Origin of the sequence: Enterococcus sp. AZ089, assembly GCF_050547225.1 — a bacterium.
Taxonomy (GTDB): domain Bacteria; phylum Bacillota; class Bacilli; order Lactobacillales; family Enterococcaceae; genus Enterococcus_D; species Enterococcus_D entomosocium.
In genome coordinates this window covers 2,519,843-2,535,159 of the sequence record NZ_CP172954.1, presented here as the reverse complement: position 1 = coordinate 2,535,159, position 15,317 = coordinate 2,519,843, and the positions used below count along the sequence as shown (strand labels likewise).

The following is a 15,317-nucleotide window of genomic DNA, read 5'->3' as shown; positions in this document are numbered from 1 at the left end:
ATTAGTCAATATTAAAAAAAGCAGCAAAGCCCATGAAGGTTTTGCTGCTTTCTCAAATCTAAAACTAGTTACAAAATAGAGTATTCAATAAATGAAAAGGGATGCGTAGTCCTTTTATGGTATGTGAGAATAATCAGTAAGAGCGGAGAGGAGTATAAGAAAATGTTGTTTGCGACGAAAAAAGAGTATGTCAATTATTTTCAAAAAGAGATAGATCGTTTGCCAAGAGAGAAAGACACGCTGGAAGACTATTTAGAAAAACAAGTAGAACGATTAAATCAACTAATTGAAGAAATTTCGAAAGAAACCTTTTGGGAGGTTATTCCACAAATTCTTGGGATTGATGCAAAATTGGGCCTTTTAGTTGATTTATCTAAGTATGAGGAGTTTTCAGACAACGACATCATAAGAATTATTGAGAGCGACTATAAAAATTATTTTAAAGAATTGTGTGGGTATGATCTTAGTATGGAAACGAAAAACTCAATCGTTTTTAATGTCTGCTGAAGACACTCTTTTTTATTGATCTTAGTACTTGTAAAAAAGAAGATATCTGAATCAATACTTTGTCTGCAATTATTTTTATCAGCACTTAGCATTAGGAGATGAAAAAAATACTTGATCTTTCCCTCCTATTTGTTTTTTACGCAAAACCTGCGCTTTTCTTTCAGTTATTGTTATAATAAAAGAAAATGCGAAGGTGGGAAATCATGACAACGATCAAGGACATTGCTGAAAAGGCGGGAGTAGCGAAAAGTACGGTTTCCCGCTATCTGAACAATGGCTATATCAGTGAAGAAAAGCGCAAAAAAATTGATCAGATCATTGCTGAAACTGGCTATCGTCCTAATACATTTGCTCGATCGCTGAAAGCCCAAGACACGAAATTGCTGGGCGTGATCATTCCTCGATTGAATTCGCCCTCGACAAATGATGTGTTAAAAGGGATCGATACGACGGCTCGGGAAAACGGCTATCAAATGCTGATCACCAACTCTGATCAAAGCGATGAACGGGAACTAGAAAATATCGAAATGCTAGTCAAACAAAAAGTAGCAGGGATGATCCTTTTTGCGCGCAAAATCACGCCGCAGCTGCAAGCGGTGCTGGCAGAGGTTCCTATGCCGGTCTTATTGTTAGGCCAACAGTTAGCTGGCATTCATTCCATCGTCCATGAAGATTATCAAGCGGGCAAAACCATGGCAGAATATGCAGTCAGCGCTGGCCACCGACGTTATTTATTTGTTGGGGTCAGTGAGAATGATTATGCGGTAGGTGTCTTGCGAAAAAAAGGATTTCTTGATGTCTTGGCACAAACCCCCAACGTCAAGGTGGACTTTATCGAAACGTCTTTTTCTAGAAGAGAAACGTACCAAAAAGCCCTTGTGTTCTTGAAAGATCAACCGGCAACGTACATCGCCTGTGCTACGGACAATATTGCTGTTGCTGTATTGAAAGCCGCCCATGAACTAGGGTACCAAGTGCCGCAAGACTTTTCCTTGAACGGATTTGGCGGCTATGATTCGACGGATTATGTCTATCCGACCATCACAACGACCCAATATCCCTATGTCCAATTAGGCATCGATGCCGTCTTAACGATCCAAAAACTGACACAAGGGGAAGAGGTTCCTGAAGTGATCGAATTACCGAATCGATTAGTGGTCAAACAGTCGACTGCCAAGCTTGACAAGCAGGAGCAATAAAGCAAACATTTTTAGAGAAAACAGGACGTCCAGTTGCGGCGTTCTGTTTTTTTATTTTCTTTGCTTGCAATTGCAAGCGGTTTCTGTTAATCTACAAATGTAGAACCGGTTCCACAAATGAACCGACGATCAAAGGAGTGGGAAAAATGAAGGAACAAAAAACGATCGACCAAGTGTTAGAAGCTGTTGGCGGCAAAGAAAATGTCAAAAACTTTGAACACTGTGCCACACGTTTGCGCTTGATTTTGAAAGACGATCAGTTAGTAGATAAAGACAAAGCGGAAGCAGTTGAGGGCAGCAAGGGCTATTTTTTCAACACGGGACAGCATCAGTTCATTTTTGGAACAGGAAAAGTCAATGAAGTGTATCAAGCCTTCGCAGCAGAAATGGGCAATGACGCCTCCGCTGAAAAAGCTGGCTTCAAAGATGATGTTTATTCGAATCTGTCACCCGTCCAAAAAGTTGTCCGCACGTTGTCAGATGTCTTGGTGCCATTGATTCCAGCTTTGGTAACGACAGGGCTCTTGATGGGGATTCGGGGGTTATTGACCGAGTTGGGGGTCACCTATAGTGCTGACTGGTTAGCCATGTTTGAAATGTTAACGGATACAGCCTTTGCCTTTTTACCTGTTTTGATCGCCTATAGTGCGACGAAAAAATTCGGCGGTAATCCGATCATTGGGATCGTGGTAGGGTTAATGATGGTGGCACCGCAATTGCCGAACGCTTGGGCAGTTGCCAGCGGGGATGCAGAGCCATTGCACTTATTCGGTTTATCGATCTCTGGGTATCAAGGGTCGATTTTTCCAGCAATTATTGTCGGGATCTTAGTTTCTAAGCTAGAAAAATGGTTCCGTAAATTTGTTCCGCAAATGATGGATTTGATCGTGACACCATTCTTAACGATCGTCATTACTTTAGGCTTGATTTTGTTTGCGTTAGGACCAATCTTGCAAGTAGCTGAAAGAGCAGTCATCAACAGTATCGTCTACTTGGTGCAAGCGCCATTGGGCATCGGTTATATCATTTACGGAGGGGTTCAGCAAGTGATCGTGATCACTGGATTGCACCATTCGTTAAGTATTATTGAGTTAGGGTTATTGAATACGACAGGCGAAAACGTTCTACAAGTCTTAGGTACAGCAAGTATGGCGGGACAATTCGGGGCTGCGATCGCTGCGGCATTTATTTATAAAAACAAAGTCAAACGCTCAAATGCCATCAGTGCGGCGGTTCCAACCTTATTTGGGATCACTGAACCTTTACTATTTGGGGTCAACTTACGCTCGATGCGGATTTTTGGCGCAGGCATGCTGGGGGGCGCAGTCGGCGGGTTTGCGACGTATGTCTTCCAATTAGCTGCCACTGGGATGGGCATCACTTTTATACCAGGACTGTTGTTGTATACTGGAGATTTCGGTGCCATGCTGAAATACGTTGTCGTGATTTTGATTGCCTTTGCAGTCGGTTTTGCTGGTGTCCAATTGCAGCGCAAACCGCTAGCCAAAGAGTTGAATCAATAAATAATCCCTTGCTGTTCATCGGCAAGAGAAAAGAGGTACCGCATTGTTAACGAAGGAATACTGGGCACAGCTTGCCCAAACACAAAACGAATTAGCAGAAAAAATCAGTGCTGATGCGTGGCGCTTGAACTATCATTTGATGCCAGAAACAGGATGGATGAACGACCCGAATGGTCTTTGCCAATTCAAAGGCGTGGTTCATTTTTACCATCAATATGTACCGCAAACGCCCCATGGCGGGGAACCACCTCACTGGGGACACAAAACGTCGACGGATTATGTCACGTTTCAAGAAGAAGAGCTGTTTCTTTCTCCCGAACACGACTATGACAAAGACGGGGTCTACTCGGGCTCTGCCTTTATCGAGAATGACGCGATCCATTTCTTCTATACTGGGAATGTCAAACATCCTGGTGATCATGACTATACCTTTAGTGGACGAGAACAAAACACGGTCCATGTAATCAGCAAAGACGGCTATACCGTCGAAAAGCAAGAAGTCGTGATTCCTCATGAGGACTACCCTGAAGGATTTACCGATCATATTCGTGACCCAAAGGTTTTTGCCCATGAAGACACCTACTATATGCTGCTAGGCGCGCGTACGTTGGAAAACGAAGGCAAAATTTTGATTTATGAATCGACGGATTTAAATGAATGGACCTATCGAGGAATCTTTTTCGGTGAGGACTATGCTCTAGGCTACATGTGGGAATGCCCAGACTACTTCCATTTAGATGGCAAAGATGTGTTGGTCTTCTCACCGCAAGGCTTGGCAGCCAAAGAACATGCCTACCAAAATATTCATCAATCAGGGTATCTGATCGGTGAGGTGGATTGGGAAACCCTGACGTTTAAAGAAACTTCTGCGTTCCGTGAACTTGATTATGGGTTTGACTTCTATGCCCCGCAAACCTTTGAAGATGAGCAGAAACGTCGGATCTTGTGGGGCTGGATGGGGCTAGGGGATACCAGTCCTGAATACAGCAATCCTACGATCCCTCGCGGCTGGCAGCATGCCGCAACGCTGCCAAGACAGCTTTCGGTCAAAAATGACCAGTTGTATCAAGAACCTTTGCCAGAATTCCAAAAATTGCGGGACAAGCAAGTCAGCCAAAAAATTGTGCTTTCAGAGAAACCGCAGCACTTGTCTTTCGATGAATTGGCATATGAGTTGCAAGTTACGGCGGAAGCCCCATTGCAGCAGTTCCAGCTTGGACTTTTGCAAGATACGACTTTGGCTTATGAAGCTGGCGTCTTCACGATCCATCATGGCGTTTCTGGCTACGGCCGTAAACAGCGCAGTGTCAAGGTCGATGAGCTGACGCAGCTGCAGATTTTTGTCGATACGTCTTCGATTGAGATCTTCCTAAATGGCGGGCAATATTGTTTGACCTCTCGCGTGTATCCAAAACGGACCGAGGCGATCGCTCTCAGCGGAACCGGCACGGTTAGTGTCAATGCTTGGGCATTGGCGAAAAAATAAAGCAACGATCCGAAAACGACAGCAAACAGTTGGTTTTTCTTGTTGCACCCCCAAGAGTCAGCTTTTTCTCTGGCTTTTAGGGGGTGTATCATACCAACTATTTTGCTGTCGTTATTTGCTTGTTACTGCTTTTGTTGGTTTTGGATAAAGGTCTGAAGCGCAGGCGCATCGATCCGATAGCCGTCTTCAGTTTTTGTGACTAGTTTTTGCGTTTTGAAATCTTTTAAGGTATACGTCAAATGGCGATAGCTCACGCCTAAGTATTCTGCGGTCTCCGTCAATTTTTCTTGAAAAAGATCATCGATCGAAGCTTCCAACAGTAGATGAGCAAGGCGCCAAGCTAAGGGATAGGTTTGATTGACGGAAAAATGATCCATACGCAGCAGCAATTTTTCACCGATAGTTTTGCCTAGTGTTTGTACGAAAGCCAGGTCTTGCATGAGCCCGTGAGCTGCTGCTTGCATCGGAATGCCCAGACATGTTGTTTCACCGATCGCAACCACGGCTTTCGGTACTGTTTCGGCGCCAATCAACGTGAGATCGCCAATGCAATCACCAGGATGGAGAAACTGCAGCAAGGCACGTTTGCCGTTTTCTTGCGTTTGAATGATCTTGGCTTTGCCAGTCAATAGGACGAAAAAGACCGACATCGGCACCGTTTCTTTTTGGATCGCTTCTCGATGATCAAAGGTCCAGAGGGCACTTTGTTGTAAAATCTCCTCAGGAATCGGCAAGGGGCAGCTTTCTTTGATTGGTACCTGCTTTATTGCCAAGGCATAAGCGGTTTTTTTCACTTTTTTCCTCCAAACTAGGAGAAATCTCCTATTTGTTTTTAGTCAGTATAGCACATACTTAGAAAAGCAAAAACGAAAGTGTGGGAGAAAAAATGAATAAAAAGCAATGGATAGGATCAGGGATTTTTTATGGGCTGAGTGCATTCGGGATCAGCTTGACCATTAAAGCAAGCGTTGGGGTCAGTAGTTTTAATGCCTTGAATGTTACGCTGGCAACGATGTCAGGAATCAAAGTCGGCACCATCACAACAGCCATCAACTTGGGCTTTTTAGCTGCCTGTTGGCTATTGGATCGGCGGCAGACGTCCCTCAAACAAAAAGGCAGTGAGTACTTGATTATGTTTTTCGCTTTGCTGGCTTTCGGCTATTTGATCAATGGCTTTGTTTACTACTTCTTGGCATCGCTGCACTTGACGAATTATTGGAGCCAACTAGCTGCTTTGATCGGTGGGATCTTAATTTCTGGAACGGCGACGGGACAAGTCCTACGGTTGCAGGTCTTGAAATTTCCAATCGAGCACTGGTGTCATTTGCTGGCGCAACGCAGTCGTTGGACATTTAAGCAGTACCGTTATGGCGTTGATGCAGTCTGTATTTCGGGGGCACTCTTGCTAGCAATCAGTTTGGGCTTACCGCTAGCGGTGAGGGAAGGGACGGTCATTAGTTTCTTTTTGCTGTCAGGTGCCATCGCTTGGTCGAAGGAACGTGATTTGGCAGGGGCTTTACCCATTTGGCAAAGAAACAGTTAGCCAGCAGTATTCTTGGAATCGGGAAGGCGTCGAGTGTTTTAAAAATGCAGAAAGCGTTTTTTATGCTACTCTTATTAAAAAATCGAGATGTTTAGTAGGAGGAGACAGGATGAATCGGTTGATTGAAGGGTTTCAGGAAAATTTTGCACCAAAATTGGTTAGGATCAGTGAAAATCGGTTTTTAGTTGCCGTGCGCAACGGAGTCGCCGTTACGATGCCGCTGACGATTATCGGCAGTCTCTTTTTGATTTTGGCCAATCTACCTTTTCCTGGCTGGACCGAGTTTGTCGGGGAGTTTGGCGTCAAACTAGGCGCTGCCAGCAATTTTACATTTGGAATTTTGGGACTGGCCGCTTGTATCGGGATCGCCTACTATTTGGCGGCTTCGTATGAGACCGATCGGATCGGTTCTGTCGTGTTGGCAGTCTGCGCGTTTTTGCTGCTGCAGGCGGGGGAAGAATGGACGATCGATCCAGCTTCTTTGGGGGCGTCTGGTCTGTTTACAGGAATCGTCACAGCGATTGCGACAGTAGTGATCCATCGCTTTTTTCTCAAGCACCGCTTAGTGATTCGGATGCCAGCAGAAGTGCCGCCCGCAGTTGCCAAGAGTTTTTCGGTCTTGCTTCCCGGAGCTGCCATCATCACTGGTGCCTGGGTGATTCGGGTCTTGTTGGAATTTAATGTCAATCAATTCGTGCAAGCCATCTTTTCACCGCTGGCAGTTGGTCTAAACACATTGCCTGGGATGCTGTTGTATACCTTTTTGATTTTGTTGCTTTGGTGTTTAGGGATTCATGGCAGCAATGTGATGGGGAGTATCGGCGATCCGATTTTTCTAGCTTTATTAGCAGCCAATACCGAAGCCTACACTGCAGGCGAACCGTTACCGAACATTTTTGCAGGCGGGTTTTATATCATGTTTTTGTGCTATGGAGGCACTGGTTCAACACTGGGGCTGATCATCAACATGTTAGTTTCAAAGAAAAAAGCCTATCGTTCCCTAGGGAAGATGGCTTTGCCCTCTGCTATTTTTTGTATCAATGAGCCAATCATTTTTGGGTTTCCGATCGTGATGAACCCTATTATGATGATTCCTTTCATCCTGACACCCCTTGTATTATGTGTCGGAACGTATTTCTTGTCGGTCACCAATGTCATTGGGCGAATCATGTTCAATCCACCGTGGACCACACCGCCCTTTATCAATACTTACCTTGCAACCGGCGGCAATATCCCTGCTGTTCTTTGGAGTATCGCTTCCTTACTGATTAGTGTGGCGATCTACTATCCATTCTTTAAAATCAGCGAACGAAGTTTAACGGAAGAAGAAAAAGGCGTTACCGACGCAGTTGCCGCGAAGGGGGAGAACTAAACGCTTATGATTGGCACGTGGTGCGTTGTTTTGTCTGGCAAAGAAAACAGTGGCTGCTACTCATCAAATTGCACAGTGATCCCAGATTTCGTCAATTGTTCCCATTCACGGATCGTTGGCAAGCGACCTTGGCAAAATAGCTGATCGTCGACATAAACGAGTGGCAGACAGCTGCGGCCATTGCTTGCTAATTGCTGCTTGACGGCTTGATTCGTATGAAAGGGGGCAGGATCTTCTGTAAAGAAGTATTCGTCGATCGTTAAAGGTTCGTTATGGAATGTTTGATGAGCCTGGGTCCTTTCTTCATTTATTTTTAACTGGTGAGTCAAGTGTGCTTCCCAAGTATCTTCTTTCTGGTCGGCATAAACAGCGATCGTTGGCATTAAATCAAATCCTTTCATGGCAGCTGATTTGTCAAAAGTATACCTGAATTTCTTGCCACGAGCAAAAAAGAGTGTCAAAAAGAAGTGAAAAGACAAAAAAGACGCATTTGCGTCTTTTTTGTCTTTTCTTATTCGTCAGCGGGTAAAAAATCGAAATTGGTCAACTCGTTGTAGGAATATGCTTTGTCGATTTGTCCTTTGTCTTTCGTCCAAGCAATGATCGCGTCGTATTGCTCTTGCGGTACAGCTTGGGCATAAGGATAGTCTTCCTGGCTGTCTAAGTAAGTACTCATAGCATCTGGAAATTGATAGTCTGCCAAGATGTCGGCATAGTCTGTTGCTGAATGAGCATTCATGTAATCGATGGCTTCGTTGTAAGCAGTGTAGAATGCTTTTAGGTCTTGCGGTCGATTTTGGATGACTTCGTCCATAAATTGCAGCGTCCCGCCTTTGATGCCAGCATCTTTAGAGCTGCCTAAAACAATCGCCCCTTGGGCAGCCAACATGCTGGCTTGCGGTTCCGTATAAACAGCGCCATCGACTTGGTCATTGAGCAATGCTTCGGAACGGGCAGAAAAAGAAGCGATATCCACGATGTCATAAGTAAAATCATTTTCTTGTGCAAATTGATCCATGATGTATTCTAAAATGAAATTCGGTACAAGGGTGATTTTTTTATCCGCTAACCCTTTCATCTCAGTAATCCCTGAATTCGGTGAAGCGAGAATCTTGAAGTTTTCCAAAATATCAGAAGTGATCGTCATATCGATGCCGTTTTGCTTGAAGGTCGCTTCTGTCATGACATCGCTGATCGTACCATCCAACTCGCCTGCCTGCACTGCCACATTGCGGTCATTTGGGGAAGTGAAGGATTTGAGTTCCACAGTCAATCCTTGCTTTTCGAAAAAGCCTTCTTCTTTTGCTAGAATGATCGGAATCGCTGATTCTGCTGGTAACACCCCGATCGTCAATGTTTGATCCGTGACCGCAGCTTCTGTACTGCTAGTGCTGGAATTGCTGGTACTTGCTGTTTCGCCAGTGTTGCCGCAGGCGGCAGCGCCGACAGCGAATAGTGCTAGGATACTTGCTAAAATCGTTTTTTTCATTGGTTCATTTCCTCGTTTCTAAATCGTTGTTCAAAAGCAGCCATTGGTAGTGAGAACGGGATGACAGCCCGATGGAGTTCCATTGGCTTGGTTTTTGTCGTATTGATGCCAGGTTTGGTTGTAAATGCCAGAACAAAGCCTTCCTTTTCTAGTGTTGCGATCGTCTGCTGATCATAAAAGCCAAAGGGATAGGCAAAAACATCCTTGATGGCCACGTGCTGATTGCAGCTTCGTAAGTCTTGCGCAAAGGCTGCCGGTGTTTCCCACATTGACCGCCCTTGCTGGTCCTTGCGTTCGTGAAAATGAGCGGTATGATTGGCATATTCGAAGACATCGCTCATTTCGGCTAATTCGGCACTGCTCAATGTCCGCGAAACTTCTGGTTCGTAAGGCTGAGGGGCATCAAAAAGCCAGCCGGTCACGACAAAGGCAGTGGCCTTGAAACCAGCTTCCTTCAACAGTGGGTAGGCATATTCTTTCATTGATTGATAACAGTCGTCAAAGGTCAGCAACACGGATTTTTCTGGTAGCGGCTGCTGCCGGAAATAAAAATCTTTGACTTCTGCAAGGGTCAACGTATGGTAATTTTCTGCTTTCAAAAAGTCGATTTGTTGTTTAAAATGAGAAGTGCTATTGAATAAGGGCAGAGGCAAGGCATCTTGATAGCCGTCTGCGACTTTGATCGGGCGCACCTGATCATAAAGTTCTGCTTCGGGACGTATTTCATGAAATACGAGGGTCTGAAACATCATAAACCATCCTTTCTTGTCAATCACGCAAAAAATAGTATAGCATAAAATGTGAAAACTAACACAAATAATTTTAAGAAAGAAGTTTATTCTCTGATGAGTATTCGATTCGATTCCGTTTCCTTTACGTATGGGGAAACCGTCATTTTTAAGGATCTTTCGTTTTGTTTTGAACAAGGAACGACCTATGTGCTGCTGGGAGAATCGGGGATTGGCAAAAGCACGCTTTTATCCTTGATCAAAGGGTTGCAGCGACCGCAATCAGGCACGATCACTTACCAAGGCTGTTCCCCTGACAACATCGAGGTCGTTTTCCAAGAACTGCATTTGTTTCCTTGGCAAACAGTTTACCAAGCACTGGAAATGCCGCTGCTTATCAATCAAACACCCAGTGAGAGCCGTAAAAAACGGGTCACAAGCTGTTTGGCGGAGTTGGGATTGACGCAGGTGCAGGACCGCTATCCACATCAGCTTAGTGGCGGTCAAAAACAACGGACCGCCATGGGGCGGGGACTGATCACACAGCCCGATGTTTTATTATTGGATGAGCCGACTGCTTCGCTGGATCAAGAAACCAAAGCAAACGCCCAAGCCATGATCGCTGCCCAACAGCAGCGTAGACAAAACAGCTTGATCGTGGTGACCCACGATCCAGAAGAGGCAGTGTTTTTGGGGCAGACGATTTTGTTGCTAAAAGATCAGGGCGTTACGCCGATCAGTAATCCTTTTTATGGCCGCCAGCAGGAACGAGACTCATTGGCTTTTTATGAAGTCGTCTTGCAGTTGAAAGAACAAATGAGGGAGGCAAGGCAATGAAAACCATCAAATCTTTTGCTTGGGGCTTCTGTTCGTTTGTCGTGGTTTGGTGGGGTGTAAGCTGGGTGACCAACAATCGCTCACTGCCTAATCCTTTAGAAACAGCTGAACGTTTTTGGGCATTGCGAGAAGTCTTGCTGATCCACGCAGGTGCCAGTTTGCTGCGGGTATTTGCGGCGTTGAGTGGGGCGTTGCTAGTCGGGGTGCCGTTAGGAATCTTGATTGGGCGATCCCAAAGAGTGGATCGGCTGCTTGGTCCACTGCTTTACTTTTTATATCCGATTCCTAAAGTTGCGTTTTTACCCGTCTTTATGATTTTCTTTGGCTTAGGCAATCTCTCAAAAGTTCTCTTGATTTTTGCGGTAATCGTCATTCAAGTGATCGTCTCGATTCGTGATGCAGTCACAAAGATCCCGTCAGCTTACTTTCAGGTCATGAAAAATTATACCAATCAATGGCGCCATGTCTTGCGCTTCGTTATTTTGCCCGCACTCATGCCCGCACTTTTTGCCAGTGTGCGGGTCAGTATCGGGATTGCGTTGGCTTCCCTCTTTTTTGCCGAAAACTACAACACGACGTATGGTGTCGGCTATCTGATCTTAAGTGCGTGGTCAAAAATGGACTACCCGCAAATGCTTTCCGGGATCCTTCTGATTGCTTTGATGGGCTATCTGCTTTTTGCCAGTATCGATTGGTTGGAAAGAGTGGTTTGCCGTTACCGGCAATCTTAGAAAATGAATGGTTGCTCCATTGTATGATAGTATTTATTGATAAGAAAGAGCGATCGAGCAAGAAAAACGAAGTTGATCGCAATACTAAGGAGTGAGCGAGTGATAGGGTTTATCTATTTTATTGTCATTGTTTTGGCGAATGCAGTAGGCGCTGTTTCGGGTATGGGTGGTGGTGTATTGATCAAACCGATTTTCGATTTTATCGGTGCCCATTCTGTTGCTGCGATCTCTTTTTACTCGGCGACAGCGGTCTTCACGATGTCCATCGTTTCGACAGCTAGACAATTAGCCAGTGGACGGAAAATCAATTGGTCGATTGCCTTGTGGATTTCTGGCGGCGCTGTGTTAGGTGGTATCTTAGGAAATGTTGCCTTTGAACGACTATTGCTGGTCTTTCGAGACGACAAGATGGTTCAGCTGATCCAAATCCTTTTGACTGTGCTGACACTATTGTTTGCTTTTTTGTATACAAAATATAACTGGCGCGGGTTTGCGTTGGAAAAAGTCGGCTGGTATACAGCTTGCGGCTTGATCCTTGGTTTTTTAGCCAGTTTGCTGGGGATCGGCGGCGGACCCATCAATGTTTCTTTATTGATGCTGCTGTTTGCCATGCCGATCAAAGAGGCGACGATTTATTCCATTTGTACGATTTTTTTCTCACAGCTGGCAAAAATTTTGACGATCGCTTTTTCGACAGGTTTTGGTCTATATGACCTCAAGGTTTTATGGTTTGTCATTCCGGCAGCCATTGTTGGGGGACTCATCGGGGCAAAGGCTAGCAATGTCCTTTCGCCCCAGCGGGTGACACTGGTTTTTCAAACAGTGATCGTTTTGGTTTTGCTGATCAATATTTACAATGGCATGCAACTATTTTTCTAATTCAATCGGCTTGCTTAACTATGAAAAAGCGGCACCTATTCACAGGGATAGGTGCCGCTTGTTTTATTGCCATTCGGATTGATAATTTCCTTTGAGATCATAGACATAATTGATCTCGGTTCGATTACGAATCCCATTTAAACCAACGGTCCAAGTCCATTCACCTTGGAAGCCGTTTAAAATGACGATGCTGACGCCAGGAACATAGTGATCTAGCTGAGCTGCTCGCGCCTCAGAATCCTTGATGATCTTGGGAATGACGCCCCAGTCGATGGCATCAAAGGCAATGGTATCTTCCATCGAAAGCTCGATCGTATCGTCGTCTTTTTTCCATTTGGTCAACAGATTTTCTGGGTAATACCAATACTCGTCTTGTAGGCCTGTGTTTGGATTGATCACTCGCGCAACTGCATAAATGCCGCTTTTTAGCGGGACATTGCGGATGTGAAAACTATAGCTGACCAGTTGCAGCTCTTTGTCCTTGAATGAAGATTGATTTGGCAGCGCCGCCATAATTTCTTTGGCACTGGTTTCTTCTCGAAAGAGTTGGCGGTCTACAGGTAAAAAGGTGGAAACTACGCCAATACAAAAGAGAATCGCTGGTAGCAAGAGCAATGAGAATAACCAGTAAAATGGCGATTTTTTGTGTTTTTTGAGGCCGATGATCAGACCGATCAAAAAGACCAGCAGGATCCCTGCTACCCAAAAGTAGGGGAACAAACGAATGATCTGATGCCTGGTTTCAACGACTTGGTATTCATTCAGACCAAACCAGTTTTCCGCGATGGTGAGGTTATTTAAAACAATAATTCCGCCAATAATACCTAGAATAAATAAGAAAATCAATAGCAAAAGCATCCGACCGAGTATCCGACGTATCAGCGAGGGTCTAGTAGGTGGGGTCATGAGTCACGTCCTTTTTATATTTTCGAAAATAGTAGGTTAAATACAAGAGTAGTACAACTGGTGTTTTTTTTCAATGATTGTAGACAAAAAAACTACATCCACAGATGCGACCTCAAAAAGTTAGACCAAAAATCTAACTTTTTTGGGGTCAGCACACCGCAGATGCAGGTTTTATTTTCATTTAGTCGAGTGTTTGTTGGCGGGCGATAGCTGGAAAGAATTTTAGGCTATACAATGCGCTGATCCCAACTAGAATATAAATGACGCGGGCAATGATCGACGTGCTGCCGCCGGTGATCGCTGCGACAAGGTCAAACTCGAAGGCGCCGACCAGCAGCCAATTGATCCCACCGATGATCAATAGTGTCAGTGCGATCCCATCAAATGTTTTTAACATAGGAAACTCCTCTCTAGTTGTCGCCCCATCAACGTTCATCGTCGGTGATGGTGACATCTTTTTCTTTCTCGCCTTCTTGATTGCGATCATTATAGATATAGACATGGCGAACGATTTTAATCAGCGGGCGAATGGTCAAAAAGACACCGCCGATCAAATAGGCGATCGTTCCGTAAATCGCAGGTAAGCTAGTTAATGAAACGATACTCCCGAAAATATAAAACAAGCCCGTCAAAATATCATTCGTAAGTGAGATCAACATGTAGCGATTTTGAAAGTAGATGCGAAAGCGACTTGCCTTGATGATCACATCTTCTTCTTTTCCAGGATCGAATTGATGTTCACTCCGTTTGATTTTTGGCATAGGTGCCATCACTGCTCCTTTATTTGTGCTAAGGTTTCAAGACAACTTTGATGTTCTCGTCTTCTTTTTTGTCAAAAATCTCATACGCTTTGGCAGCATCTGCTAAAGGCATCGTGTGGGTGATGATCTGTGACGGGTCAAACAAACCGTCCGCGATCATATCATAAATTTTTGGCATCAAATGGATCACAGGTGCTTGCCCGTGTTTGACATCAATGTTGCGCATAAAGAATTCTTGCAATGGATAAGAAGAAGCAGGTGTCATGTAAACGCCAGTGATTTGGACGGTACCAAATTTTTTGACTGCCTTGGCGGCCATCTGGATCGGTGAGATTGTTCCACTTTGCAAGCTGACTAGATTTTTGGCTTTTTCTTTGACGGGTTCTAAACCATCCATCCCAACACAGTCGATGATCACATCAGCGCCACCTTTGGTCAGCTCATACAATTCATCGGCACTAGTAGCCAGATCATCCAATTGGAATGTTTCGACTTGATTGTAGCTGCTGGCTTTTTCTAGGCGATGAGCAACAGGGTCCACGGCAATCACCCGCTTAGCGCCTGCCATCACAGCAAATTTTTGCGCAAACAAGCCAACTGGTCCTGAGCCTAAGACGATCACGGTATCATCTTTTTTGACGCCGGCATTTTGGACGCTCCAAAATGCTGTAGGTAAGATGTCAGATAAAAACAATACTTTTTCATCAGGGATCGTTGATTCAGGTACGATAAACGAGGTGAAATCTGCGAACGGTACGCGCAAGAATTCGGCTTGACCGCCCCAGTGGTTGCCGTTCATTTTTCCAAAACCGAATAAGCCGCCATACAATGTATCTTCTGAAGAATTGTCGCATTGACTTTCCATCTCATTTTGACAAAAGTGGCAATGGCCGCAACCGATATTGAAAGGGATGACGACGCGGTCGCCTTTTTTTAGTTTCTGTACTTGACTGCCGACTTCTTCGACAATACCCATTGGTTCGTGACCAACGACATAGCCTTCTTCCAAAACCGAGCCGCCATGGTGGTAAAGGTGGAGATCAGAGCCGCAGATTGCAGTTGCGGTGATTCGGATGATCGCATCCGTCGGTTCTAAAATCGTTGGATCTTCTACACGGCGAACGTCCATTTTTTGATTTCCTTGCCAGGTTACTGCTTGCATCATTTTTCCTCCTTGTTTGTTCAGATAAGTTCGGACAATCACTAATTTTTCCAACAACATGTTTTTACTTTTCAGTAACAGATAAGTTAATTCTGCAAGGATTTTAACGATTTGACAACGAAAACGCTCAAAACGGTTGATTAGGATTTTTCTTCATCAATGGTTTAAAAAAAGAAAAACAGATGATTTGCTAA

17 protein-coding genes are annotated in these 15,317 nt (G+C 44.7%); 9 read left to right on the top strand and 8 right to left on the bottom strand.

Going from position 1 to position 15,317, the window contains the following annotated elements; genetic code table 11:
* Positions 1-162: 162 nt before the first annotated feature.
* The 4 genes from IGJ01_RS11730 (at position 163) to IGJ01_RS11715 (ending at position 4,715) form a co-directional block, all read left to right on the top strand.
* A complete protein-coding gene (locus IGJ01_RS11730) occupies positions 163-507 on the top strand; it encodes a DUF7006 family protein (protein ID WP_042890343.1) in 345 nt (114 codons plus the stop codon).
* A gap of 203 nt (positions 508-710) precedes the next feature.
* Positions 711-1,706, top strand: a complete 996-nt coding sequence (locus tag IGJ01_RS11725; protein ID WP_077452799.1) for a LacI family DNA-binding transcriptional regulator — start codon at positions 711-713, stop codon at positions 1,704-1,706.
* Between the two features lie 146 nt (positions 1,707-1,852).
* On the top strand, positions 1,853-3,229 hold the full coding sequence (locus IGJ01_RS11720) for a PTS transporter subunit EIIC (RefSeq protein ID WP_086297404.1): 1,377 nt from the start codon (positions 1,853-1,855) through the stop codon (positions 3,227-3,229).
* A gap of 43 nt (positions 3,230-3,272) precedes the next feature.
* The gene (locus IGJ01_RS11715) at positions 3,273-4,715 is read left to right on the top strand and encodes a glycoside hydrolase family 32 protein (RefSeq protein ID WP_430601108.1); all 1,443 of its coding nucleotides are present in this window, start codon (positions 3,273-3,275) and stop codon (positions 4,713-4,715) included.
* A 122-nt stretch (positions 4,716-4,837) separates the two neighbouring features.
* On the opposite strand, the gene IGJ01_RS11710 is transcribed toward IGJ01_RS11715, so the two are convergent.
* On the bottom strand, positions 4,838-5,509 hold the full coding sequence (locus IGJ01_RS11710; protein WP_005234674.1) for a cyclic nucleotide-binding domain-containing protein: 672 nt from the start codon (positions 5,507-5,509) through the stop codon (positions 4,838-4,840).
* Between the two features lie 92 nt (positions 5,510-5,601).
* Here IGJ01_RS11710 and IGJ01_RS11705 point away from each other — a divergent pair, with 92 nt between their 5' ends.
* Positions 5,602-6,258 carry a YczE/YyaS/YitT family protein gene (locus tag IGJ01_RS11705; RefSeq protein WP_086316407.1) on the top strand — a complete coding sequence of 219 codons (657 nt, stop codon included), beginning with the start codon at positions 5,602-5,604 and terminating at the stop codon, positions 6,256-6,258.
* Between the two features lie 109 nt (positions 6,259-6,367).
* Complete coding sequence (locus IGJ01_RS11700) at positions 6,368-7,630, top strand: PTS sugar transporter subunit IIC (RefSeq protein WP_430601107.1); 1,263 nt, start codon at positions 6,368-6,370, stop codon at positions 7,628-7,630.
* Positions 7,631-7,686: 56 nt separating this feature from the next.
* On the opposite strand, the gene IGJ01_RS11695 is transcribed toward IGJ01_RS11700, so the two are convergent.
* Genes IGJ01_RS11695 through IGJ01_RS11685 form a run of 3 tightly spaced genes read right to left on the bottom strand, consistent with a single transcriptional unit; the run spans position 7,687 to position 9,868 of the window.
* A complete protein-coding gene (locus tag IGJ01_RS11695) occupies positions 7,687-8,091 on the bottom strand; it encodes an arsenic metallochaperone ArsD family protein (protein WP_086317419.1) in 405 nt (134 codons plus the stop codon).
* A 50-nt stretch (positions 8,092-8,141) separates the two neighbouring features.
* Complete coding sequence (locus IGJ01_RS11690; protein ID WP_430601106.1) at positions 8,142-9,119, bottom strand: ABC transporter substrate-binding protein; 978 nt, start codon at positions 9,117-9,119, stop codon at positions 8,142-8,144.
* Entirely contained in the window at positions 9,116-9,868 is a 753-nt protein-coding gene (locus IGJ01_RS11685; protein ID WP_429967500.1) for a polysaccharide deacetylase family protein, read from the bottom strand. Before IGJ01_RS11685 ends, IGJ01_RS11690 begins: the two co-directional genes overlap by 4 nt.
* 96 nt (positions 9,869-9,964) lie before the next feature.
* Here IGJ01_RS11685 and IGJ01_RS11680 point away from each other — a divergent pair, with 96 nt between their 5' ends.
* From IGJ01_RS11680 to IGJ01_RS11670, 3 genes are all read left to right on the top strand, one after another.
* A complete protein-coding gene (locus tag IGJ01_RS11680; RefSeq protein ID WP_034878447.1) occupies positions 9,965-10,684 on the top strand; it encodes an ABC transporter ATP-binding protein in 720 nt (239 codons plus the stop codon).
* Positions 10,681-11,415, top strand: coding sequence for an ABC transporter permease (locus IGJ01_RS11675; protein WP_005234686.1), 735 nt, complete (start codon positions 10,681-10,683; stop codon positions 11,413-11,415). Before IGJ01_RS11680 ends, IGJ01_RS11675 begins: the two co-directional genes overlap by 4 nt.
* A gap of 99 nt (positions 11,416-11,514) precedes the next feature.
* Positions 11,515-12,294 carry a sulfite exporter TauE/SafE family protein gene (locus IGJ01_RS11670; RefSeq protein WP_194199665.1) on the top strand — a complete coding sequence of 260 codons (780 nt, stop codon included), beginning with the start codon at positions 11,515-11,517 and terminating at the stop codon, positions 12,292-12,294.
* 63 nt (positions 12,295-12,357) lie between these two features.
* On the opposite strand, the gene IGJ01_RS11665 is transcribed toward IGJ01_RS11670, so the two are convergent.
* From IGJ01_RS11665 to IGJ01_RS11650, 4 genes are all read right to left on the bottom strand, one after another.
* Positions 12,358-13,200: a hypothetical protein gene (locus IGJ01_RS11665; RefSeq protein WP_008379024.1), complete on the bottom strand. Its 843-nt coding sequence runs from the start codon at positions 13,198-13,200 to the stop codon at positions 12,358-12,360.
* Positions 13,201-13,381: 181 nt separating this feature from the next.
* A complete protein-coding gene (locus tag IGJ01_RS11660; protein ID WP_008379021.1) occupies positions 13,382-13,597 on the bottom strand; it encodes a DUF378 domain-containing protein in 216 nt (71 codons plus the stop codon).
* A gap of 28 nt (positions 13,598-13,625) precedes the next feature.
* A complete protein-coding gene (locus IGJ01_RS11655; RefSeq protein WP_005234707.1) occupies positions 13,626-13,970 on the bottom strand; it encodes a YrhK family protein in 345 nt (114 codons plus the stop codon).
* A gap of 19 nt (positions 13,971-13,989) precedes the next feature.
* Positions 13,990-15,123 carry an alcohol dehydrogenase catalytic domain-containing protein gene (locus tag IGJ01_RS11650; protein ID WP_430601105.1) on the bottom strand — a complete coding sequence of 378 codons (1,134 nt, stop codon included), beginning with the start codon at positions 15,121-15,123 and terminating at the stop codon, positions 13,990-13,992.
* Between the last annotated feature and the right edge of the window lie 194 nt (positions 15,124-15,317).

Coding starts and splice junctions, on each gene's coding strand:
- IGJ01_RS11720 (WP_086297404.1), top strand. CDS start 1,853: ATGAAGGAACAAAAAACGATCGACCAAGTGTTAGAAGCTGTTGGCGGC.
- IGJ01_RS11665 (WP_008379024.1), bottom strand. CDS start 13,200: ATGACCCCACCTACTAGACCCTCGCTGATACGTCGGATACTCGGTCGG.
- IGJ01_RS11650 (WP_430601105.1), bottom strand. CDS start 15,123: ATGCAAGCAGTAACCTGGCAAGGAAATCAAAAAATGGACGTTCGCCGT.
- IGJ01_RS11705 (WP_086316407.1), top strand. CDS start 5,602: ATGAATAAAAAGCAATGGATAGGATCAGGGATTTTTTATGGGCTGAGT.
- IGJ01_RS11690 (WP_430601106.1), bottom strand. CDS start 9,119: ATGAAAAAAACGATTTTAGCAAGTATCCTAGCACTATTCGCTGTCGGC.
- IGJ01_RS11655 (WP_005234707.1), bottom strand. CDS start 13,970: ATGGCACCTATGCCAAAAATCAAACGGAGTGAACATCAATTCGATCCT.
- IGJ01_RS11730 (WP_042890343.1), top strand. CDS start 163: ATGTTGTTTGCGACGAAAAAAGAGTATGTCAATTATTTTCAAAAAGAG.
- IGJ01_RS11700 (WP_430601107.1), top strand. CDS start 6,368: ATGAATCGGTTGATTGAAGGGTTTCAGGAAAATTTTGCACCAAAATTG.
- IGJ01_RS11685 (WP_429967500.1), bottom strand. CDS start 9,868: ATGTTTCAGACCCTCGTATTTCATGAAATACGTCCCGAAGCAGAACTT.
- IGJ01_RS11660 (WP_008379021.1), bottom strand. CDS start 13,597: ATGTTAAAAACATTTGATGGGATCGCACTGACACTATTGATCATCGGT.
- IGJ01_RS11725 (WP_077452799.1), top strand. CDS start 711: ATGACAACGATCAAGGACATTGCTGAAAAGGCGGGAGTAGCGAAAAGT.
- IGJ01_RS11680 (WP_034878447.1), top strand. CDS start 9,965: ATGAGTATTCGATTCGATTCCGTTTCCTTTACGTATGGGGAAACCGTC.
- IGJ01_RS11675 (WP_005234686.1), top strand. CDS start 10,681: ATGAAAACCATCAAATCTTTTGCTTGGGGCTTCTGTTCGTTTGTCGTG.